Origin of the sequence: Shinella lacus (genome assembly GCF_010994755.1) — a bacterium.
Taxonomy (GTDB): Bacteria; Pseudomonadota; Alphaproteobacteria; order Rhizobiales; family Rhizobiaceae; genus Shinella; species Shinella lacus.
Genome location: NZ_WHSB02000011.1, coordinates 106499 through 128109 on the forward strand (window position 1 = coordinate 106499; position 21611 = coordinate 128109).

Consider the following 21611-nt stretch of genomic DNA (forward strand, 5'->3'; position numbering starts at 1 on the left):
AAGCAACGGGACGGCATGGCGCATATCGGTATCGTCGGCAGCGGCCTCATGGGCTGCGCCACAGCGCTCAATCTGCTGGAGCAGGGCCACAGCGTCACCATCCTGGAGCGGGACGCCGGCGGCCTGCCGGCTTCCGTCGGCAATGCCGGCATCCTGGCCGTACCGGAGATCGATCCGCTCGCCCGGCCCGGCATGCTGCTGTCCGTGCCGAAATGGCTGCTCGATCCGCAGGGGCCACTCACCGTGCGCTGGCAGGACCTGCCGGCACTCGCCCCCTGGCTCATCCGCTTCCTGCTCTCGGCAAGCGCGGACAAGGTCGCCGCCAGCCGCGCCGCCATGCTCTCCCTCATGAAGACCGCGGAAGCGGACCATGTGCGCCTCGGCACCATGGCCGGCATCAGCGGCCATCTGCGCGACACCGGCGCTCTCACCGTCTTCGACAGCACTGCTGCCCGCGACAAGACCTTTGCCCATGAGGCGGAAAATGCCCGGCTGATCGGCTGCAACGTCGAGAAGCTGACGACTGAAGAAGCCCGCCGCCGCGTGCCCGCCTTGCAGGGCGCCTTCGCCGGCGCAATCTTCAGCGATGGCTACAAGACCTTCGACTATCCGCTGACCTTCCTGCGCCGCCTCCAGGCGGTGCTGCGCGAGCGGGCGACGCTGCTCGATGCCACGGTGTCCTCGGTTGCGCGCGCGGAAAATGGCGTCATCGTGCGCACGGAAGGCGGACGGGAGTTCACCTTCGATCGCCTCGCCATCACCGCCGGCGTCTGGTCGCGCCGCTTCGTCGCCGATCTCGGCCTGACGGTGCTGCTCGAAACCGAGCGCGGCTACAACACCACCTTCATGAACCCTTCGACCACGCTGGAAATGCCGGTCTTCTTCTCCGAGCACGGCTTCGTCGCCACCCCCTTCGAGAATGCGCTGCGCATCGGCGGCGCGGTGGAACTCGCCTCGCCGGAGGCCCCCGCCAACTACAAGCGCACCGCCGCCATGCGCAAGAAAATGCGCCGCTACGTGCCGGATCTCCAGGAAGAGGGCGGCACGGAATGGATGGGCCGCCGTCCCTCGACGCCGGACACGCTGCCCGTGATCAGCCTGCATCCCGGCGACCCGCGCATCGCCTTTGCCTTCGGCCACGGCCATCTCGGCCTGACGCTTTCGGCAACGACCGGCCGCCATGTCGCGCGCCTGCTCGCCGGCGAAGGCGACGCGGCGCTCACCCCCTTCTCCATCGCCCGTTTCCAGTAGGCGCGCGATCTCCATAACAACAACAAACAAGAGACCGACCATGCATAAGGTTATTTTCGATACGGATCCCGGCGTCGATGACGCGATGGCGTTGCTGTTCCTGCACAATCACCCCGAGATCGACCTGATCGGCATCACCACCGTCTTCGGCAATGCCGCAATTGAGACGACGACACGCAATGCGCTGTTCCTGAAGCGCGAATGGGGCATCGAGGCACCGGTGGCCAAGGGTGACGGCAAGACCTACAACCCGATGCGCAACCCGATCGACTGGCCGGTGATGATCCACGGCCATGACGGGCTCGGCAATATCGACGTGCCGGAAACGATCGACCTGCCGCTCGACCCGCGTTCGGCGTCCCGCTTCATCATCGAGACCGTCCGGGCAAATCCCGGCGAGGTGACGCTGATCGCCGTCGGCCGCATGTCGAACCTCGCCTATGCGCTGAAGGAAGACCCGGCGATTGCAGGCCTCGTCAAACAGGTCATCATCATGGGCGGCGCCTTCGATGTGCCCGGCAACATCACACCCGCCGCCGAGGCGAACATCCACGGCGACCCGGAAGCCGCCGATGCGGTGATGATGGCGCCGTGGAAAGTGGTCGTCGTCGGCCTCGACGTGACGATGAAGACCGTGATGACGCGCAAGCGCCTCGCCGAACTGACCGCGCAGAACGGCAAGCACCTGAAACTGCTTTCCGACATCTCGCAGTTCTACATCGACTTCTATGGCCAGCATGTGAAGGACGAGGGCATGGTGGTGCATGACAGCTGCGCCTGCATCTACCTCATCGCACCCGACCTCTTCACCACCCGCTCGGGCGCGATCCGCGTCGTCGCCGGCGGCATCGCCGATGGCCAGACGATCCAGAAGCCCGACGCCCGCAGCTTCCCGCCCGGCAACTGGGACGACCTGCCCAGCCAGCACGCCTGCATCGGCATCGATGCGGAAAAGGTGATGGCGCTGCTCGACGAGACGCTCGTTCGCTGAAAAACCGCCGGCCGGTACCCGTCACCGGCCGGCGTATTCATCCCACCATTTGAGGACGCGCAAGGCCCGAAGCGTGACCCAGCGCGAGGGTTCTCCCACCGCCTCCATCTCGAACCAGACCGGCCCCTTGAGCTGCCAGTCGAGCGGCCAGGTGCCATCCTGCGATTGGCGGGCGCGCAGATGGTCGATGGCCTCGCCGAGGCGGGGATCGGGCGCCGCGCCGGTCGCGAGAGACGCTGCGCGAAAATATTCGAGGCCGCGCAAAAAGTCGTAGCGCCAGCGGTTCGGGTGCAGGAATTTCAGGTAGCGTTCGTCGGCCGGCGCGCCGGTGCTCAGGCGGCGAAACAGGCCGCGTTCCAGCAGATAGTCCTCACCCGCCGCCCGTGCCGCCCGCGTTTCAGCCGTGGCGCCCACCGCCTGCTCATAGGCGAGAAGGCCTTCCAGCACATTGATCGTCGAATGGAAGGACGAGCGGTGCGAGCCGTTGCAGCGCTCGCAGTTCCAGCCGCCGTCCGCCTGCCGTTCGCTAAGCAGGCGCGTGACGATCGGCGAGACATCGACGCCGAAATAGGCCCCGGCGATCACCGTGCGCCCGTTGATGCACTCCTCCACCTCACCGTCCCAGTAAGGCTGGCCGTCATGATCCCAGCGGGAATTCCGGCCGATGAGGTCGACCGTACGCCGCGCGCGGTCCGATGTGGGATCAAGGCCAAAATCGTGAAGCTGCTGGAGCGAAAAGCAGGTGGCGGTCCAGGCCTGGCCGAGTTCGCGCCATTTCTCTTCCGAATAATCAGCCGGCATGAAGGCGCCGCCGGCCCATTGCCCGTCCGCATCCTGATGGGAGAGAAGTTCTGCGCCCCAGCCCTCGGTTTCCACCTTGGCGCGCTCGGCCTGCCATGCCGCTTCCGGCGCATCCAGGAGATCGCGTAGCACCTGCCAGCGGATCGCGGGATCCGAAGCGAGAAGCCAGTCGATGACCGAACCGGAGGGAGCCATGGGGCGAAGTCTAGCAGCCCCGCATGGCAATTTCTATTCCGGCGTCGCTGGAAGCTGCCAGTCGATCGGCTCTCGGCCGTGTTCTTCCAGAAACGCATTCGCCTGCGAAAACGGCTTGGAACCCAGGAACCCGTTATGCGCCGAGAGCGGCGACGGATGGGCGGAGCGCAGCACGAGATGGCGGCTGCGATCGACGAAGGCCGCCTTCTTCTGGGCATAGGAGCCCCAGAGAATGAAGACGACGGGCTTTTCCTGCTCGTTGACGGCACGGATGACGGCATCGGTAAACCGCTCCCAGCCGCGCCCCTGATGCGAGGCCGCACGGCCCATCTCCACCGTCAGGACGCTGTTGAGCAGCAATACGCCCTGCTTGGCCCAATGTTCCAGAAAACCATGGCGCACCGGCGCGATGCCAAGGTCCGTCTGCATTTCCTTGTAGATATTGACCAGCGACGGCGGGATGCGCACGCCCGGCTGCACGGAAAAGCACAGGCCATGCGCCTGCCCCTCGCCGTGATAGGGGTCCTGCCCGAGAATGACGACGCGCACCTCGTCGAGCGGCGTCAGGTCGAGTGCGCGAAAATACTCGACACCCCTCGGGAAGATGCGCCGCCCCTCCTGCTTCTGCTCCAGCAGGAATTTCTTGAGGTCGGCCATGTAGGGGCTGGAGAATTCCGCCGAAAGCGGCGTCTTCCAGCTCTCGCCGATCTTCACATCCGTCATCGTCCGCTCCCGTCCAGCACTTGCGAAAGGAAGCGGAGTTTAACGCCGGATGGCCGGGAGCACCGGCCAAAGGGCCGGTCATCCACAGCTAATCTCAGGCGACGCCCAGCACCGTCATCAGGCTTTTCATGCGCGCGGCCGCCAGTTCCGGCTTGTCGAGCACATTCGCCTGGTCGGCAAGGCGGAAGACGTCTGCATAATGCGTGACACCGCGAGCGGACTGCATGCCGGCCGGCATGGTGAAATGGTCCTGGTGACCGTTCAGCCAGGCAAGGAACACGACGCCCGCCTTGTAATATTGCGTCGGCGCCTCGAAAATCTTGCGTGACAGCGGCACCGTCGGCTCGATGACGGCGCGGAACGTCTCGACATCGCCGGCGGCAAGCGAAGCGAGCGCCTTGGAGGCCTGCGGCGCCACCGCATCGAAAATGCCGAGCAGCGCATGGCTGTATTTGCGGCCATCGCCCTCGATCAGTTCGGCATAATTGAAATCATCACCGGTAAAGCACAACACGCCCTCCGGCAGACGATCGCGCATCGCGACTTCCTTGGCGTTTTCGAGCAGCGAAATCTTGATGCCCTCGACCTTGTCGCGGTTCTCCTCGATGATCGAGAGCACGGCATCCAGCGCCGGCTCGAAGCTGTCCGAGCCCCAATAGCCCTTCAACTGCGGATCGAACATGTCGCCGAGCCAGTGCAGCACGACCTTGTCCTTCGCCTGGCCGAGGATGTGGCCGTAGACCTTGCGGTAATCGTCCGGCGATTTGGCAAGGCGGGCAAGCGCGCGGCTCGCCATCATGATCGCCCGGCCGCCATGTTTTTCGACGAAGCCGACCTGCTCCTCATAGGCCCGGATAACATCGTCCAGCGAGCGGGCATCGGCCGGGTTGAGATGGTCCGTGCCGGCACCGCAGGCGAGATCGGCGCCCGGCACCGTGCGCGCCTCGGCGAGCGAACGGCTGATCAGTTCCTGCGCGCCCGCCCAGTCGAGCCCCATGCCGCGCTGCGCCGTATCCATCGCCTCGGCGATGCGGAAGCCGAGCGACCAGAGATGATGCCGGAAGGCCAGGGTCGCGTCCCAGTCCACCGCCGGCGCCTCCCACGGCCGTGTGTCGCGGCGCGGATCGGAGACCACATGCGCCGCCGCATAGGCGATGCGGTTGAAGCGTGGCACCGCGGACGGCCGGACAAGCGGCGTGCCGACGAGATCGTAACGGGCAAGGCCACCATCCGGCTGCGGCAGGGTAAGGCTGATTGACATGAAATCCTCCCAGGGGTTTTCCAGGGCAATAATTTAGATCGTTCCAAGTTTCAAGGTGATTTTTGAAAACACGCCGCCCCGATCGACATGCGCGCAGCAACCGAAGTTATGCGGGAAGCCATCGCCCCACCCTCGGTCGTCATCCTCGGCCTTGAGCCTAGGATCCACAAGCCCGGGCGTTGCGCGTGCAGCATGGATGGTCGGGTCAAGCCCGACCATGACGGGTGGAGAGGGCACAGGCGTGGTCGAGAGGCCGCAAAGGCTTCTACCGCTATTCGTCACAAAAACCTCTTGACAAATTTGGAACGATCCAATTATTTGACATCAACAAGCAGGCGAAAGACGCCGCGCGTTGGGAGGATGATCGTGAACAAGAGCCGGGTGACCGTGGTCGATATTGCGCGCGCCGCCGGCGTGTCGAAATCGACCGTCTCGCTCGTCCTCCAGTCGAGCCCGCTCGTTAACGAGACGACCCGCGCCAAGGTCAACGCCACCATCCGCGAACTCGGTTATGTCTACAATCGTGGCGCTGCGAACCTTCGTCAATCCGCCTCCTCGCGCATCATCGGCATCATCGTCAACGACCTCACCAACTCCTTCTTCGCCGAGCTTGCGGTGGGCATGGACATGGTCATGCAGTCGGCCGGCTACGTGCAGTTCCTGTCGAATTCCGCCGAAAGCGTCGATCGCCAGCGCGAGGTCATCGCCTCGATGCGCGAACATGGCATTGCCGGGCTGATCATCTCTCCCGCACGCGGCACGGAAGCGTCCGACCTGAAGCCGCTGGCAGCAAGCGGCATCCCGGTCGTCGCCGTGGTGCGCAACGTGGTCGGCGCGAAGGTCTCGACGCTGTTTTCCGACAATTATGCCGGCGCGAAGGATGCCGTCCGGCACCTGATCGACCTCGGCCATCGCCGCATCGCCTTCCTGGGCGGCATCGCCAACACCACGGTCTTTGCGGAGCGTGTGCAGGGCTGGCGTGATGCACTGGCGGAAGCCGGCCTCGGCGCGCCCGACAGCTGCGTCATCGGCTCGACGGCATCGCGTGCCGGCGGGGTCGCCGCCATCGAGCGCGCACTCTCGCTGCCCGAGCCGCCGACGGCCGCACTCTGCTTCAATGACGCGGCCGCCTTCGGCGTCTGCGACGGCCTGCGTACTGCCGGCAAGGAGCCCGGCCGCGATTTCGGCGTGGTCGGCTTCGACGACGTGATCGAGGCCGAGACCGCCGTGCCGGCGCTGACGACGGTTTCCGTCGATCCGCAGGGCATGGGTCGGCGCGCGGCACAGATGCTTTTGAAACAGGTCAATGCGGGCCGGGTGGAGCCCGAGACAATCGTCAGCTCCGTGCGCCTCGTGGTGCGCCAGAGCTGCGGCGCCGGGCTGAAGGATAAAACGAGGAGGATTTCGGCATGACACGGTGGGGTTTGATCGGGGCGAGCACGATCGCCAAGGAATGGGTGATCGGCGCAATCCGCGCGACGGGGGGCGAAATCGTCTCCGTGATGAGCACGAACGCCGAGCGCGGCAAGGCCTATGCCGCCGAGCAGGGTATTGCGAAGTCGGTGACGACGCTCGCCGAAATCGTCGACGATCCCGACATCGACGCCGTCTACATCTCGACGACCAATGAACTGCACCGTGACCAGGCGCTGGCCGCAGCCAAGGCGGGCAAACACATTCTCTGCGAAAAGCCGCTCGCCATGTCGCTTGATGATGCCCGGGCGATGGTCCAAGCCGCTAGGGACGCCGGCGTCGTGATGGCGACCAACCACCACCTGCGCAATGCCGCGACGCACGGGGCAATGCGCGAGGCGATCAAGGCCGGCCGCATCGGCACGCCGCTCTCGGCACGCGTCTTCCACGCCGTTTATCTGCCGCCCCACCTGCAGGGCTGGCGGCTCGATCGCCCGGAAGCCGGCGGCGGCGTCATCCTCGATATCACCGTGCACGACACAGACACGCTGCGCTTCGTGCTCGATGACGATCCGGCGGAGGCGATCGCCTTCGCACAGGCCGGCGGCATGGGAAAGGCGGGGCTGGAGGATGCCGTGATGGGCGTGCTGCGCTTCCGGAACGGCGTGATCGCCCAGTTCCATGACGGCTTCACCACCAAATTCGCCGAAACCGGCCTGGAAGTGCACGGCACGGACGGCTCGCTGATCGGCCGCAATGTCATGACGCAGCGCGCCGCCGGCACCGTGACGCTGCGCGACGCGAGCGGCGAGCAGGAATTGCCGCTCGACCATCGCAATCTCTATGAAACCGCCCTTGCGGCCTTCCATGCGGCCATCAAGGGCGACGGAAAACCGTCCGCCACCGGCGAAGACGGCGTCTGGTCGCTGGCCGCGGGGCTTGCCGTCGTCGAGGCGGCGCGCACGGGCCGGGCGGTCCGCATCGAACCCGGAATTTAAGTCCTATGAGCAAGCATATCACCCCGCGCCAGGCCGCAGATCTGATCCCGGACGGCGCCGTCGTTTCGGTCTCCTCCTCCTCCGGTCTTGGCTGCCCGGACCTGATGCTGAAGGCGATCGGCGAACGCTTCGACGAGACCGGCAGCCCGAAGAACCTGACGACGCTGCACCCGATCGCCGCCGGCGACATGAGCGGCATCAAGGGCGTGGATTACATTGCGAAAAAGGGTCTTTTGAAGAAGATCATCGGCGGCTCCTACCCGTCCGGCCCCTCCTCCTCCGAACCGCCGCTGATCTGGCAGATGATCGGTAGCGACGAGGTCGCCGCCTATAACATCCCCTCCGGCATCCTCTTCGACATGCACCGCGAGGCCGCAGCAAAACGCCCCGGCGTCATCACCAAGGTCGGCCTCGAAACCTTCGTCGACCCGCGCCGCGAAGGCTGCGCGATGAACGCTTCGGCGGCACGCGAACCGGTGGTCGAGAAGATCACCTTCGCCGGTGAGGAATGGCTCTATTTCAAGGCGATCGCGCCGCAGGTGGCGATCATCCGCGCCACCACGGCCGACGAACGCGGCAACCTGACCTATGAACACGAGGGCGCCTATCTCGGCGGGCTCGACCAGGCGCTCGCCGCCCGCAACAATGGCGGCATCGTGATCGCGCAGGTCAAGCGCATCGTCAAGGAAGGCTCGCTGAAACCGCATGACGTGCGCGTGCCGGGCGTGCTGGTCGATTATGTCGTGGTCGATCCGGACCAGAAGCAGACGACGCAGACGCTGTACGACCCCGCGATTTCCGGCGAGATCTTTCGGCCGCTCGACACATTCCGCGTGCCGGAATTCAACATCCAGAAGGTCATCGCCCGCCGCGTGGCGCAGGAGCTGGAAGCCGGCAGCGCCGTCAATCTCGGCTTCGGCATTTCCGCTAACGTGCCGCGCATCCTACTCGAAGAAGGCCTGCATGGCGCAGTGACGTGGGTGATCGAACAGGGGGCCGTCGGCGGCGTGCCGCTGCTCGATTTCGCCTTCGGTTGCGCTTCGAATGCCGATGCCTTCATGCCCTCGCCCTACCAGTTCACCTATTTCCAGGGCGCGGGCTTCGATGCCTCGCTGCTCTCCTTCCTCGAAATCGGCAAGGACGGCTCGGTCAACGTCTCGAAACTGTCGTTCCGGCCGCATGTGACGGCGGGCGCGGGCGGTTTCGTCGACATCACGGCGCGGGCGAAGAAGATCGTCTTCTCCGGCATGTTCAATGCCGGCGCGAAACTCTCCGTCGAAGGCGGCAAGCTGGTGATCGAGAAGGAAGGCAAGCTGAAGAAGCTGGTCAATGCCGTGGAGCATGTCACCTTCTCCGGCCCGCGCGGTGTCGCGCAGGGGCAGGACATCACCTATGTCACCGAGCGCTGCGTGCTGAAGCTGACGCCCGAGGGTGTCATGCTCACCGAGATCGCGCCGGGCGTCGATCTCCAGGCGCATATCCTCGACCAGTCGGAATTTGCACTGATCGTTTCGCCGGACCTGAAGGTGATGGACACAGCACTCTTCACCGATGCGCCGATCGGCCTGACGCTGCCGCAGAAGGCACCGCGCAAGCTGGCAGGAGCGCACCATGGCTGAACCGCGCATCCGCATATCCATCGAAGGCGCCATCGCGACGATCACCGTCGCGCGGCCGGAGAAGCTCAACGCCTTCGACATCGACATGCTGAAGGAATTGTCCGCCGCCTGCGACGATGTCGAGGCGAATGCCGCGGTGCGCGTCGCGATCCTCACCGGCGAAGGCAAGGCCTTTTCCGCCGGCGGCGACATCCGCGCCTGGGGCGGCATGGAGGCCAACGAATTCGGCCACGCCTGGGTGCGCTTCGGCCACCGCGTCTTCGAACGGCTGGCGACGCTGCGCATGCCGCTGATCGCCGCTGTCAACGGCCATGCGCTGGGCGGCGGGCTGGAACTGGCGGCTGCGGCCGATATCCGCATCGCCGAAACGCAGGTGAAGATCGGCCTGCCGGAAGCGGGCCTCGGCATGGTGCCCGGCTGGTCCGGCACGCAGCGGCTGGTGAAGCGTTTTGGCGCGCAGGCGGTGCGGCGCATGCTGCTCGGCGGCGAAGTGCTGGCGGCGGCGGAAGCGGAAACACTCGGCATCCTCGATCAGGTCGTGGAGACCGGAACAGCCGTCGAAGCGGCGAAGACCTATGCGGCGCGCATTGCGGCGCGCGGGCCGGCGGCGACGGAAGTGTCGAAGCTGATGATCGCGGTGGCGAACAATGAAGACAATGGTGCGGCGGTGGAGGCCCTCGGCTCGATCCTCGTCGCCAAGACCGGGGACCTGAAGGAAGGCGTCGCCGCCTTCACGGGAAAACGCCCCGCAGACTTCAAGGGAGAATGGTAATGACCGCGCATGTGAAACCCAAGGCGCTTGACAACTTCCAGGCACGCGATTTCCGCATGCTGATCGACGGCGTCTGGACGGAAGGTGCCGGCCCGGCACTTGAGCGCGTGGCACCCGGCCACGGCATCGTGGTGAGCCGCTATCCGGCCGGCACCAAGGCCGATGCCGAACGCGCCATCGCCGCAGCCCGCAAGGCCTTCGACGAGGGTCCGTGGCCGAGCATGACGGGCGCCGAGCGCTCCAACATCCTGCTGAAGGCCGCCGACCTCATCGCCGCCCGCGCCGATGAACTCGCCTTCCTCGACTGCATCGAGAGCGGAAAGCCGATCAGCCAGGCGAAGGGCGAACTCGGTGGTGCCGCCGACATCTGGCGCTATGCCGCAGCGCTTGCCCGTGATCTGCACGGCGAAAGCTACAACACGCTCGGCCAAGGCACGCTCGGCGTGGTGCTGCGCGAGGCGATCGGCGTCGTTTCGATCATCACGCCCTGGAACTTCCCCTTCCTGATTGTCAGCCAGAAGCTGCCCTTCGCGCTCGCTGCCGGCTGCACCACGGTGGTCAAACCCTCGGAGCTCACCTCCGGCTCGACGTTGGTTCTCGGCGAGATCCTCGTCGAAGCCGGCGTTCCGGCCGGTGTCGTCAACATCCTCACCGGCACCGGCCCCGAAGTCGGCGCGCCGATGACGACGCATCCGGATGTCGACATGGTCTCCTTCACCGGCTCCACCGGCGTCGGCCGCCTGACGATGGCCAATGCCGCGCAGACGCTGAAGAAGGTCTCGCTGGAACTCGGCGGCAAGAACCCGCAGATCGTCTTCCCGGACGCGAATCTCGACGAGTTTATCGACGCCGCCGTCTTCGGCGCCTATTTCAATGCCGGCGAATGCTGCAATGCCGGCTCGCGGCTGATCCTGCACAAGTCGATTGCCGCGGATGTCACCGCCCGCATCGCGGAGCTGGCGAAAAAGGTGAAGGTCGGCGATCCGCTCGATCCGACGACCCAGGTCGGCGCGATCATTACGCCGCAGCACCTCGAAAAGATCGGCTCCTATGTGGACGGCGCGACCAAGGCCGGCGCTTCGGTCGCGCTTGGCGGCGGCGCGCTCGATCTCGGCCTCGGCCAGTTCATGACGCCGACCATCCTCTCCGGCGTGCTGCCCGACATGACGGTCGCCCGTGAAGAGGTCTTTGGCCCTGTCCTCTCGGTGCTGACCTTCGAGACGACGGAAGAGGCTATTCGCATCGCCAACGCCATCGACTACGGCCTGTCGGCCGGCGTGTGGAGCCGCGATTTCGACACCTGCCTGACCATCGGCCGCAAGGTGCGCGCCGGCACGGTCTGGATGAACACCTTCATGGACGGCGCCTCGGAACTGCCCTTCGGCGGCTACCGCCAGTCCGGCCTCGGCCGCGAACTCGGACGCCATGCCGTGGAAGACTACACCGAGACCAAGACGCTCAACATGCATATGGGTGCACGCACCGGCTGGTGGATGCCGCGATGAGCAAATCCTTCCCGACAACCAAGGCAGGGACCGGCTCCGCCGCCCGCTCAGGGCGTCGGGAAGCTGAATTGCGGGTTCTGCAGGATCGTCAGGTCCTCGACCGGCTCGCCGACGATGCGCTGCAGGAGCAACTGCCCCATGGCCTCGCCGGCCGCCTTCAGGTCCTCGTAGATCGTCTCGACCTTGGGCTGGATCTGGCTCAAGAGCAGCGAGGTCTGCTTGGCGACGATGTCGTATTCCGTGCCCAGCGTAAAACCCTGGTCGCTCATACCGGTGATGGTGGCAAGCGCCGAGACTTCGCCGGGACAGGCGAAGCCATCCGGCGCGTCGGGCTCGGCGCTGCGGCGGCGCACATAGTCGCGGATCATGTCGGCGGGACTGTCGAGATCGAGCGTCTCGGGGATTTCGTAGGCGATGCCCGCCTCGCGCACCGCGGTCATGAAGCCGTGCAGCATGTGCTGGTAGAAGGTGAGACGCTTGGGCGGCAGGATGATCGTCACCTTGCGCCGGCCCTTGACGATCAGCCGCTTGGCGGCCTCGTAGGCGAAGGCGAAATTGTCGTAGTCGACGAAGGCATGCGGGGTGGAGAATTCCGTGCGGCCATGCGTGACGAAGGGAAAGCCGTTTTCGAGCAGCAGCCGCACGCGCGGGTCAAAAGGCTCGGTGCGCGAAAAGATCAGGCCATCGGCCATGCCGTTGCGGATGATGTAGTTGACCGCATCGACATTGCTGCCGTCGAGAAAATTCGGCGTGACGATGAGATGGTAGGGCGTCGCCTGGAGCGCGCGCGCCAGGCCATGCATGATGGATGTGCCGAAGCCCAGGATTTCCTCGTGCGGGTCGAGCAGCACGGAAATGACATTGGTGCGGCCGGTCTTCAGGCGCTGGGCGGCGCGGTCCGGCAGGTAGCCGATCTCGGCGGCCACCTCGTGCACGCGCCGACGGGTGTTTTCCGAAATCTGCGGCGCATTGCCGAGCGCGCGGGAGACCGTGGTGATCGCAAGGCCCGTCAGTTCGGCAATGGTCTTCAGCGTCGGCTTGCCGGCTCGGGGCGGGCTGCGGGCGGGTTCACTGTCGGCGGGCTTTTCGATGCGGGACACGGGTGCGTTTCTTTGGATGGCGGACGTCGATCGGCGGCACCATACCGGCGCACCCCGCCTCTAGCAATCTTGCGCTGCACAGAATTTAAAACGTTTTCCGTGCACTGCAAAAAGCGCCCGGATTTGCGGCAATCGCCTGCACTGCCTGAATTTACCGCATTTGCGAAAGCACATGGCCTCTGCTACCGGAGCGACTTGACTCCGCAAATTTACAACGTTTTAAATTGGCGCGGCACTTTGAGCCGCAAACGGAATTCCGATGCCTTCAAGGGCGTCGGGGAAATCGGCGGGAGGAGGCTCTCGCCCTCGAACTTGCAAACGGGAGGAATACGATGCGCAAGTTTCTGACAACCACTGCGATCGCCGCGGTGATGATGACCATGGGCGGCATGTCCGCTACCAAGGCAGCCGAAGGCGTCGAGGTTCTGCACTGGTGGACATCCGGCGGCGAGGCAGCCGCCCTCGACGTCCTGAAGAAGGACCTGGAAGCCAAGGGCATTTCCTGGACCGACATGCCGGTTGCCGGCGGTGGCGGCACGGAAGCCATGACGGTTCTGCGCGCCCGCGTCACAGGCGGCAATGCGCCGACCGCCGTGCAGATGCTCGGCTTCGACATTCTCGACTGGGCCAAGGAAGGCGCACTCGGCAATCTCGACGACGTGGCCGCAAAGGAAGGCTGGGACAAGGTCATTCCGACCGCGCTCCAGCAGTTCTCGAAGTATGACGGCCACTGGATCGCAGCGCCGGTCAACGTGCACTCCACGAACTGGGTCTGGGTCAACAAGGCAGCCCTCGATGCAGCCGGCGGCAAGGAGCCGACGAACTGGGATGAACTCGTCGCCCTTCTCGACAAGTTCAAGGAACAGGGCATCACGCCGGTGGCGCATGGTGGCCAGCCGTGGCAGGACGCGACGATCTTCGACGCGGTCGTGCTCTCCTTCGGCAACGACTTCTACAAGAAGGCGTTCATCGACCTCGATCCGGAAACGCTGGGCAGCCCCCAGATGAAGGAAGCCTTCGACCGCATGACGAAGCTGCGTTCCTACGTGGACGACAACTTCTCGGGCCGTGACTGGAACCTCGCGTCCGCCATGGTCATCGAAGGCAAGGCCGGCGTTCAGTTCATGGGCGACTGGGCGAAGGGCGAATTCATCAAGGCCGGCAAAAAGCCGGGCACGGACTTCGTCTGCATGCGCTTCCCGGGCACGCAGGGTTCGGTCACCTTCAACTCCGACCAGTTCGCGATGTTCAAGGTTGCCGACGACAAGGTTCCCTCGCAGCTCGTGATGGCATCCGCCATCGAGAGCCCGGCCTTCCAGTCGGCCTTCAACGTGGTCAAGGGCTCGGCGCCGGCCCGCACCGACGTCTCGGACGAAGCCTTCGACGATTGCGGCAAGAAGGCCATCAAGGACCTCGCGGAAGCCAACACCAACGGCTCGCTGTTCGGTTCCATGGCACACGGCCACGCCAACCCGGCCTCCGTCAAGAACGCGATCTATGACGTCGTGACCCGCCAGTTCAACGGCGAGCTTTCCTCCGAGGAAGCCGTGACGGAACTCAAGGCCGCCGTCGAGGCTGCGAAGTAAGAGGCTAGCCCCTCACCCTACCCTCTCCCCACTGGGGAGAGGGGATTTGAACGTCGCGGCAAAGCCCTTCTCCCCAGCGGGGAGAAGGTGGCGGCAGCCGGATGAGGGGGCCACGCGCCGCCCTGCAACCCGATTTCAACGGTGGTATCGACCATGGATAGCCGCAGCCGGCTGCAGGAGCTTTTGCCGAAGCTCGTGCTGGCACCCAGTTTCCTCATCGTGCTCGTCTTCGTCTACGGCTTCATCGCCTATACGGGCTTCCTGTCGCTGACGGACAGCAAGATGCTGCCCTCCTACAACTTCGTGGGACTGAGCAACTACACCAAGCTCTGGGCGCTGCCGCACTGGTGGCGGGCGATCTCCAATCTCGCGATCTTCGCCTCGCTCTACATCGTCATCTGCTCGGTGCTGGGCCTGGGGCTCGCCATCCTGCTCGACCAGAAGATCCGCGCGGAAGGCATCCTGCGGCCGATCTATCTTTACCCGATGGCGCTTTCCTTCATCGTGACGGGCACGGCCTGGAAGTGGTTCCTCGATCCCGGCATCGGGCTTGAGAACACCATGCACCTCTGGGGCTGGGAAAGCTTCGCCTTCAACTGGATCAAGGACCGCAACTACGCCATCTACTGCGTGGTGATCGCCGCCGTCTGGCAGTCCTCCGGCTTCGTCATGGCCATGTTCCTCGCCGGCCTTCGCGGCGTCGACAACGAGATCATCAAGGCCGCCCAGATCGACGGCGCCTCGACCACCACCATCTATCGCCGCATCATCATTCCGCTAATGCGCCCGGTCTTCCTGTCGGCCTTCGTCGTGCTCGCCCACCTCGCCATCAAGGCCTATGACCTCGTCGTTGCCTTGACCGGCGGCGGCCCCGGCCAGGCGACCGAACTGCCCGCAACCTTCATGTATTCCTACACCTTCACCCGCAACCAGATGGGCATCGGCGCCTCGTCGGCCATCATCATGCTGGTCATGATCTTCTCGATCATCATCCCCTACCTCTATTCCGAAATCCGCGGAGGCAAAGGCCGATGAGCGCTCAAAATCCCGACAACGTCATCTCGCACAACAAGCTGACGCGCGCGCTGATCTATACCGCGCTCATCCTGTTCGCCGTCTACTACATGCTGCCGCTCTACGTGATGCTGGTGAACTCGCTGAAGCCGCTGGACGAAATCCGCCAGGGCGGCATGCTGAACCTGCCGCAGGTCTGGACGATCGAGCCCTGGCTGCAAGCCTGGTCGACCGCGCAGATCGGCGTACAGCCGACGGGCCTTCGCCCCTTCTTCATCAACTCGATCCTGATGGTCGTTCCGGCCGTGGCGATCTCCACCATCATCGGCGCGCTGAACGGTTACGTGCTCACCAAGTGGCAGTTCAAGGGCTCGAACATCTTCTTCGGCCTGCTGCTGCTCTCCTGCTTCATCCCGTTCCAGATCGTGCTGATCCCCATGGCGCGCATCCTCGGCATGCTGGGACTAGCTGGTTCGCTCTGGGGCCTCATCCTGGTGCACATCGTCTACGGCCTCGGCTTCACCACGCTCTACTTCCGCAACTACTACGAAAATTTCCCGACCGAGCTGGTGCGCGCGGCACAGATCGACGGCGCGAGCTTCTTCCAGATCTTCTACCGCATCCTGCTGCCGTCCTCGGGGCCGATCATCGTCGTCTCCGTCATCTGGCAGTTCACCAATATCTGGAACGACTTCCTGTTCGGCGCCTCCTTCTCCGGCGCGAACACCACGCCGATGACGGTGGCGCTCAACAACCTCGTCTCGTCCTCGACCGGCGTGAAGGAATACAACGTTCACTTCGCAGGCGCGATCCTCGCCGCACTGCCCACCCTTATCGTCTACATCGTCTCCGGACGGTACTTCGTGCGCGGCCTGATGTCCGGCGCCGTGAAAGGATAACCTCATGTCGTTCCTCAAGATCAGCAATCTGCGCAAATCCTACGGTTCGCTCGAAATCCTCAAGGACATCAACCTCGAGATCGAGCAGGGTGGCTTCCTCGTGCTGGTCGGCCCGTCCGGCTGCGGCAAGTCCACGCTGCTCAACACCATCGCCGGCCTGGAGCCGATCACGTCAGGTGACATCGCCATCGACGGCCGCTCGGTCGCGGGCCTGCATCCCTCGAAGCGCGACATTGCGATGGTGTTCCAGTCCTACGCGCTCTACCCCAACATGACGGTCGGCGGAAACATCGCCTTCGGCATGGAAATTCGCGGCGTGCCGAAGGAAGAGCGCGACAAGGCGATCAAGCAGGTCGCCGACATGCTCCAGATCGGACATCTGCTGGAGCGCAAGCCAGGCCAGCTCTCCGGCGGCCAGCGCCAGCGCGTCGCCATGGGCCGCGCGCTGGTGCGCGACCCGAAGCTGTTCCTGTTCGACGAGCCGCTATCGAACCTCGACGCGAAGCTGCGCGTCGACATGCGCACGGAAATCAAGCGCCTGCATCAGCGCATGAAGACCACCATCGTCTACGTGACGCATGACCAGATCGAGGCGATGACGCTCGCCACCAAGATCGCGGTGCTGAAGGACGGCGTGCTGCAACAGTTCGGCTCGCCGGCGGAAATCTACAACAACCCCGCCAACATCTTCGTCGCCGACTTCATGGGCTCGCCAGCGATGAACCTGCTTTCGGCGAGGATCGAGCAGAACGGCGCCGGCATGGCCGTCTCGCTCGCCCGCCACCAGGCGGAGCCGCTGGTGCTGTCCGTGCCGAACGCGCCCGGCGGACTGGCCGCCTACAAGGGCAAGGATGTGATCTTCGGCATCCGCCCGGAAGCATTGACCGACCCGGACGGCGCGGACCGCAATGCCCGCACCGTCGCGGAAGGCGATTGCCTGATCGAGGTGGTGGAGCCCGCCGGCGCCGACACCTTCGCCGTCACCCATCTCGGCGGCAAGGAAATCGTCGCGCGGCTTCGCGCCGACGTGCGCATCGCCGCCGGCCAGACCGCACGCCTCGCCTTCAACCTCGACAAGGCGGTGTTCTTCGACCCCGCCAGCCAGCTTCGCATCGCCTGAGTAGACCATGACAACGCAGCCGGACATCGTCATCATCGGATCGGGCATCGGCGGCTCCACCATGGCCGCCGCGCTTGCCCCGACGGGCGCAAGGATCGTCATCCTGGAAGCGGGCGACCACCTGCCCGATCGTCCGGAAAACCGCGACCAGCGCGCCATCTTCCAGCGCGGCCATTTCCGCCCGAAGGAGATGTGGTACGAGGCCGACGGCACCGCCTTCAATCCCGGCAACTACTACAATGTCGGCGGCAACTCGAAATTCTACGGGGCGGTGCTGGTGCGCTACCGCAAGGAAGATTTCGAGGAGATGCGCCACCGCGACGGCGTCTCCCCAGCCTGGCCCTTTCCCTATGAAGAGCTGGAACCGTGGTATTCGGCGGCGGAAAAGCTCTACAATGTGCGCGGCACGCTCGGCGAGGACCCGAGCGAGCCGCACCATTCCGCGCCCTACCCCTTCCCGCCCGTGCCGGACGAACCCGCCATCGCGAAGGTGCGCGCGAAGATGAAGGCAAACGGCCTGCACCCCTATTCGCTGCCGCTCGGCGTCGATATCGACCGCTGGCTCGCCAAGGCGAAGACGCCGTGGGATGCGCATCCGAACGCCAACGACGGCAAGATGGATGCCGAAAGCACGGCACTCGCCGAAGCCCTCAGGCACCCGAATGTCGAGCTGCGCACCAATTGCCGGGTGACCCGGCTCGCCACCGCACCGCATGGCCGCACCATCTCTACAGTGCATTACATGCGCGATGGCGAGGCGCACAGCATCTCGCCAAAACTGGTCATCCTCTCGGCGGGCGCCGTGCAATCGGCCGTGCTGCTGCTGCGCTCGGCCTCGGAGGCCTTTCCGAAGGGGCTTGCCAACAGCTCCGACCAGGTCGGCCGCAACTTCATGAACCACAATTCGAGCGCCGTGATCGGCGTCTCGCCCTTCTATAAAAACACATCCGTCTACCAGAAGAGCTTTGGCTTCAACGACTACTACCTCTCGGACGGCAATGGCGGCGCGCCGCTCGGCAATGTGCAGCTCCTCGGCCGCGTCTCGGGAAAGATACTCAAGGCCAACATGCCCTCCGTGCCGGAATGGCTGCTGGAACAGGTCGCCGCCCGCGCTATCGATTTCTACGCAATGAGCGAGGACCTGCCGCATCCGGAAAGCCGCATCACGGTGGACCGCGACCGCATCGTCATGAAATGGACGCGCACCAACTGGCAGGCCCATCTCGACCTGGTCACCAAGCTGAAGGCCGCGCTGAAGAAGGCCGGTTTCCCCATCGTGCTCGCCCGCGCCTTCGACAAGCGCACGCCCTCGCATCAATGCGGTACGGTGCGCATCGGCAACGATCCGGCAACGGCGCCGCTCGATATCTGGAGCCGCGCCTATGACCATCCGAACCTCTTCGTGGTCGACGCCTCCTACCTGCCGACCTCGGCCGCGGTGAACCCGGCGCTGTCCGTTGCCGCCCAGGCGCTGCGCGTCGCGGACCGCATCAAATCGAGGGATCTCGCCGTATGACGACACCAGCACGCCCCGTCGCCATCGTCACCGGCGGCCGCCGCGGCATCGGCCTCGGCATCGCAAAAGCGCTCGCGGCGCAGGGCTTCGACATCGCCATCACCGGCATCGGCGACAGCGATGCCGCGACCGACGCCATGCTGGCCGAGTTCGACGGCCGCGCGATCTATCTCAAGGCCGACCTCGCCGATCTCTCCGGCCACGCAGCCACCGTCAAGGCGATAGAAGACCAACTCGGCGCCATCGGCTGCCTCGTCAACAATGCCGGCATCGCCTCCGTCGTGCGCGGCGATTTCCTCGATCTTTCGCCGGAAAATTTCGACACGATCGTCGGCACCAACCTGCGCGGCACGGTGTTCTTCACGCAAGCCGTGCTGAAGGCGATGCTGCATTCCAAACAGGCGGCCGGCCCGCGCTCGGTCATCAACATCACCTCCGTTTCCGCCTCGCTCGCCTCGCCGGAACGGCTGGACTACTGCATGACAAAGGCCGGGCTTGCCGCCTTCAGCCAGGGGCTGGCGCTGCGATTGGCTGACACCGGCATTTCCGTCTTCGAAATCCGCCCCGGCATCATCCGCTCCGACATGACGGCCGGCGTTTCGGGAAAATACGACACGCTGATCGAGGGCGGCCTCGTGCCGATGAAGCGCTGGGGCGAACCGGACGACATCGGCTCCGCCGCCGCCGCGCTCGCAACAGGCCAGTTCGCCTTCGCCACCGGCTCGGTGATCAATCTCGACGGCGGGCTCTCGATCGGCCGGCTCTGAAAATTCTGAGGACCAAGGCATGACCTACGACTACATCATCACCGGCGCCGGGCCTGCCGGCTGCGTGCTGGCAAACCGCCTTTCGGAAGATCCGAGCGTGCGCGTGCTGCTGCTGGAAGCCGGCGGCGGGGACTGGAACCCGCTGTTCCACATGCCGGCCGGTTTCGCCAAGATGACCAAGGGTGTTGCGAGCTGGGGCTGGGAGACCGTGCCGCAAAAACATATGAAGGGCCGCGTGCTACGTTATACGCAGGCGAAAGTTCTCGGCGGCGGCTCCTCGATCAATGCGCAGCTCTATGCCCGCGGCAATGCCGCCGACTACGACCTCTGGGCCAGCGAAGACGGCTGCGAGGGCTGGAGCTACCGGGAAATCCTGCCCTATTTCAAGCGCGCCGAAGACAACCAGCGTTTTGCCGACGACTACCATTCCTATGGCGGGCCGCTCGGCGTCTCCATGCCGGTTTCGGCGCTGCCGATCTGCGACGCCTATCTGCGCGCCGGCCAGGAGCTCGGCATTCCCTACAACCACGATTTCAACGGCCGCCAGCAGGCGGGTGTCGGCTTCTACCAACTGACCCAGCGCAACCGCCGCCGCTCCTCCGCCTCGCTCGCCTACCTCTCGCCGATCAAGGATCGCAAGAACCTGACGATCCGCACCGGCGCCCGCGTGGCCCGCATTGTGCTGGAAGGCACGCGCGCCATCGGCGTCGAGGTTGTCACAACAAAGGGCATGGAGACGATCCGAGCGGAACGCGAGGTGCTCGTCTCCTCCGGCGCGATCGGCTCGCCGAAACTGCTCCAGCAATCCGGCATCGGCCCGGCCGACCACCTGAAATCCGTCGGCGTCGCGGTCAAACACGACCTGCCCGGCGTCGGCTCCAACCTGCAGGATCATCTCGACCTGTTCGTGATTTCCGAATGCACCGGCGACCACACCTATGACGGCGTCGCCAAGCTGCATCGCACGCTGTGGGCCGGCCTGCAATATGTGCTGTTCCGCTCCGGCCCCGTCGCCTCCTCGCTCTTCGAGACCGGCGGCTTCTGGTATGCCGATCCGGATGCCCGCTCGCCGGACATCCAGTTCCACCTCGGCCTCGGCTCCGGCATCGAGGCGGGCGTGGAAAAGCTGAAGAATGCCGGCGTGACGCTGAACTCCGCCTACCTGCATCCGCGCTCACGCGGCACGGTCCGGCTGTCCTCCGCCGATCCCTCCGCCGCGCCGCTGATCGACCCGAACTATTGGGAAGACCCGCATGACCGGAAAATGTCGATCGAAGGCCTGAAGCTCGCCCGCGAGATCATGCAGCAGGCCGCGCTGAAACCCTATGTGCTGGCCGAGCGCCTGCCGGGGCCGAAGGCGATGACCGAAGAGGACCTGTTTGCCTACGGCTGCGCCAATGCCAAGACCGACCACCACCCCGTCGGCACCTGCAAGATGGGCACGGGGGCGGACGCCGTTGTCGGCCTCGATCTGAAGGTGCACGGGCTTGAAGGCCTGCGCGTCTGCGACAGTTCTGTCATGCCGCGCGTTCCTTCGTCCAACACCAATGCGCCGACCATCATGGTGGGCGAAAAGGGCGCCGACATCATCCGCGGCCTGCCGGCGCTGCCGGCTCAGGTCTTCCTGCATGAACGCAACGATGCGCGGCCCCGTGCCCGCGCCGACATAAGATAGGGGATACCATGATCCGCCACTGCGTCTTCATCCACTTCAAGCCGACCATTTCCGCCCACTACAAGGCCGAGCTCTTCAACGAGATCGACGCCCTGAAGGAGCGCCTGCCGGGCATGCTCGCCGTGCATATCGGCACGAATGTCAGCCCGGAAGAGGGCATGGACAAGGGCTTTGCCGACGGATTCATCGTCGACTTCGCCGACAGTTTCGCGCGGGATGCCTATCTGGAAGACCCGGAGCACAAGCAGACCGGCGGCCGGCTCGTCGCCGCCGCCGAAGGCGGCATCGCGGGCATCCTCGTCTACGACCTCGAAACCGACGACTAAAGCAATTCCAGCAAAAGTGCGCAGCGGTTTTGCGTCCGGAATTGCGTAAAAACAAAGAGATAGAGCGTTTTCGCGATTC

19 protein-coding genes are annotated in these 21611 nt (G+C 64.8%); 15 read left to right on the forward strand and 4 right to left on the reverse strand.

Annotated features, from left to right (window positions below):
* Positions 1 to 15: 15 nt before the first annotated feature.
* The gene (locus GB927_RS24500; RefSeq protein WP_256119847.1) at positions 16 to 1251 is read left to right on the forward strand and encodes an NAD(P)/FAD-dependent oxidoreductase; all 1236 of its coding nucleotides are present in this window, start codon (positions 16 to 18) and stop codon (positions 1249 to 1251) included.
* Between the two features lie 40 nt (positions 1252 to 1291).
* Positions 1292 to 2242 (forward strand): nucleoside hydrolase, encoded by a 951-nt coding sequence (locus tag GB927_RS24505; protein WP_256119848.1) that lies wholly within the window; start codon positions 1292 to 1294, stop codon positions 2240 to 2242.
* 21 nt (positions 2243 to 2263) lie between these two features.
* Here GB927_RS24505 and GB927_RS24510 read toward each other — a convergent pair whose 3' ends face one another.
* The 3 genes from GB927_RS24510 to GB927_RS24520 form a co-directional block, all read right to left on the reverse strand.
* Entirely contained in the window at positions 2264 to 3238 is a 975-nt protein-coding gene (locus tag GB927_RS24510) for a squalene cyclase (protein WP_256119849.1), read from the reverse strand.
* Positions 3239 to 3271: 33 nt separating this feature from the next.
* Entirely contained in the window at positions 3272 to 3961 is a 690-nt protein-coding gene (ung, locus tag GB927_RS24515; RefSeq protein WP_256119850.1) for a uracil-DNA glycosylase, read from the reverse strand.
* Positions 3962 to 4055: 94 nt separating this feature from the next.
* Positions 4056 to 5222 (reverse strand): dihydrodipicolinate synthase family protein, encoded by a 1167-nt coding sequence (locus tag GB927_RS24520; RefSeq protein WP_256119851.1) that lies wholly within the window; start codon positions 5220 to 5222, stop codon positions 4056 to 4058.
* Between the two features lie 366 nt (positions 5223 to 5588).
* Between GB927_RS24520 and GB927_RS24525 the strand changes: the two genes are divergently transcribed.
* The 5 genes from GB927_RS24525 to GB927_RS24545 are packed head-to-tail and all read left to right on the forward strand — an operon-like array spanning position 5589 to position 11529.
* A complete protein-coding gene (locus tag GB927_RS24525; protein ID WP_256119852.1) occupies positions 5589 to 6635 on the forward strand; it encodes a LacI family DNA-binding transcriptional regulator in 1047 nt (348 codons plus the stop codon).
* Complete coding sequence (locus GB927_RS24530) at positions 6632 to 7633, forward strand: Gfo/Idh/MocA family protein (protein ID WP_256119853.1); 1002 nt, start codon at positions 6632 to 6634, stop codon at positions 7631 to 7633. The genes GB927_RS24525 and GB927_RS24530 overlap by 4 nt, the downstream gene beginning before the upstream one ends.
* 5 nt (positions 7634 to 7638) lie before the next feature.
* Positions 7639 to 9252, forward strand: a complete 1614-nt coding sequence (locus tag GB927_RS24535; RefSeq protein ID WP_256119854.1) for an acyl CoA:acetate/3-ketoacid CoA transferase — start codon at positions 7639 to 7641, stop codon at positions 9250 to 9252.
* Positions 9245 to 10024 (forward strand): enoyl-CoA hydratase/isomerase family protein, encoded by a 780-nt coding sequence (locus GB927_RS24540; protein WP_256119855.1) that lies wholly within the window; start codon positions 9245 to 9247, stop codon positions 10022 to 10024. Before GB927_RS24535 ends, GB927_RS24540 begins: the two co-directional genes overlap by 8 nt.
* Complete coding sequence (locus tag GB927_RS24545; protein WP_256119856.1) at positions 10024 to 11529, forward strand: aldehyde dehydrogenase family protein; 1506 nt, start codon at positions 10024 to 10026, stop codon at positions 11527 to 11529. Before GB927_RS24540 ends, GB927_RS24545 begins: the two co-directional genes overlap by 1 nt.
* 47 nt (positions 11530 to 11576) lie before the next feature.
* Here GB927_RS24545 and GB927_RS24550 read toward each other — a convergent pair whose 3' ends face one another.
* The gene (locus GB927_RS24550; protein WP_256119857.1) at positions 11577 to 12629 is read right to left on the reverse strand and encodes a LacI family transcriptional regulator; all 1053 of its coding nucleotides are present in this window, start codon (positions 12627 to 12629) and stop codon (positions 11577 to 11579) included.
* 371 nt (positions 12630 to 13000) lie between these two features.
* Between GB927_RS24550 and GB927_RS24555 the strand changes: the two genes are divergently transcribed.
* From GB927_RS24555 to GB927_RS24590, 8 genes are all read left to right on the forward strand, one after another.
* A complete protein-coding gene (locus GB927_RS24555; protein ID WP_256119929.1) occupies positions 13001 to 14215 on the forward strand; it encodes an ABC transporter substrate-binding protein in 1215 nt (404 codons plus the stop codon).
* 153 nt (positions 14216 to 14368) lie between these two features.
* A complete protein-coding gene (locus GB927_RS24560; RefSeq protein ID WP_256119858.1) occupies positions 14369 to 15250 on the forward strand; it encodes a carbohydrate ABC transporter permease in 882 nt (293 codons plus the stop codon).
* Positions 15247 to 16128 (forward strand): carbohydrate ABC transporter permease, encoded by an 882-nt coding sequence (locus tag GB927_RS24565; RefSeq protein WP_256119859.1) that lies wholly within the window; start codon positions 15247 to 15249, stop codon positions 16126 to 16128. The genes GB927_RS24560 and GB927_RS24565 overlap by 4 nt, the downstream gene beginning before the upstream one ends.
* A 4-nt stretch (positions 16129 to 16132) precedes the next feature.
* Positions 16133 to 17248, forward strand: a complete 1116-nt coding sequence (locus GB927_RS24570; RefSeq protein ID WP_256119860.1) for an ABC transporter ATP-binding protein — start codon at positions 16133 to 16135, stop codon at positions 17246 to 17248.
* A 7-nt stretch (positions 17249 to 17255) separates the two neighbouring features.
* Positions 17256 to 18764: a GMC oxidoreductase gene (locus GB927_RS24575; protein ID WP_256119861.1), complete on the forward strand. Its 1509-nt coding sequence runs from the start codon at positions 17256 to 17258 to the stop codon at positions 18762 to 18764.
* The gene (locus GB927_RS24580) at positions 18761 to 19531 is read left to right on the forward strand and encodes a 3-ketoacyl-ACP reductase (RefSeq protein WP_256119862.1); all 771 of its coding nucleotides are present in this window, start codon (positions 18761 to 18763) and stop codon (positions 19529 to 19531) included. Before GB927_RS24575 ends, GB927_RS24580 begins: the two co-directional genes overlap by 4 nt.
* Positions 19532 to 19550: 19 nt before the next feature.
* Positions 19551 to 21206 (forward strand): GMC family oxidoreductase, encoded by a 1656-nt coding sequence (locus tag GB927_RS24585; RefSeq protein ID WP_256119863.1) that lies wholly within the window; start codon positions 19551 to 19553, stop codon positions 21204 to 21206.
* 8 nt (positions 21207 to 21214) lie between these two features.
* Positions 21215 to 21532 (forward strand): Dabb family protein, encoded by a 318-nt coding sequence (locus GB927_RS24590; protein WP_256119864.1) that lies wholly within the window; start codon positions 21215 to 21217, stop codon positions 21530 to 21532.
* Positions 21533 to 21611 lie beyond the last annotated feature (79 nt).

Coding starts and splice junctions, on each gene's coding strand:
- GB927_RS24580 (WP_256119862.1), top strand. CDS start 18,761: ATGACGACACCAGCACGCCCCGTCGCCATCGTCACCGGCGGCCGCCGC.
- GB927_RS24540 (WP_256119855.1), top strand. CDS start 9,245: ATGGCTGAACCGCGCATCCGCATATCCATCGAAGGCGCCATCGCGACG.
- GB927_RS24545 (WP_256119856.1), top strand. CDS start 10,024: ATGACCGCGCATGTGAAACCCAAGGCGCTTGACAACTTCCAGGCACGC.
- GB927_RS24570 (WP_256119860.1), top strand. CDS start 16,133: ATGTCGTTCCTCAAGATCAGCAATCTGCGCAAATCCTACGGTTCGCTC.
- GB927_RS24590 (WP_256119864.1), top strand. CDS start 21,215: ATGATCCGCCACTGCGTCTTCATCCACTTCAAGCCGACCATTTCCGCC.
- GB927_RS24565 (WP_256119859.1), top strand. CDS start 15,247: ATGAGCGCTCAAAATCCCGACAACGTCATCTCGCACAACAAGCTGACG.
- GB927_RS24500 (WP_256119847.1), top strand. CDS start 16: ATGGCGCATATCGGTATCGTCGGCAGCGGCCTCATGGGCTGCGCCACA.
- GB927_RS24560 (WP_256119858.1), top strand. CDS start 14,369: ATGGATAGCCGCAGCCGGCTGCAGGAGCTTTTGCCGAAGCTCGTGCTG.
- GB927_RS24555 (WP_256119929.1), top strand. CDS start 13,001: ATGATGACCATGGGCGGCATGTCCGCTACCAAGGCAGCCGAAGGCGTC.
- GB927_RS24510 (WP_256119849.1), bottom strand. CDS start 3,238: ATGGCTCCCTCCGGTTCGGTCATCGACTGGCTTCTCGCTTCGGATCCC.
- GB927_RS24585 (WP_256119863.1), top strand. CDS start 19,551: ATGACCTACGACTACATCATCACCGGCGCCGGGCCTGCCGGCTGCGTG.
- GB927_RS24505 (WP_256119848.1), top strand. CDS start 1,292: ATGCATAAGGTTATTTTCGATACGGATCCCGGCGTCGATGACGCGATG.
- GB927_RS24575 (WP_256119861.1), top strand. CDS start 17,256: ATGACAACGCAGCCGGACATCGTCATCATCGGATCGGGCATCGGCGGC.
- GB927_RS24530 (WP_256119853.1), top strand. CDS start 6,632: ATGACACGGTGGGGTTTGATCGGGGCGAGCACGATCGCCAAGGAATGG.
- ung (WP_256119850.1), bottom strand. CDS start 3,961: ATGACGGATGTGAAGATCGGCGAGAGCTGGAAGACGCCGCTTTCGGCG.
- GB927_RS24535 (WP_256119854.1), top strand. CDS start 7,639: ATGAGCAAGCATATCACCCCGCGCCAGGCCGCAGATCTGATCCCGGAC.
- GB927_RS24520 (WP_256119851.1), bottom strand. CDS start 5,222: ATGTCAATCAGCCTTACCCTGCCGCAGCCGGATGGTGGCCTTGCCCGT.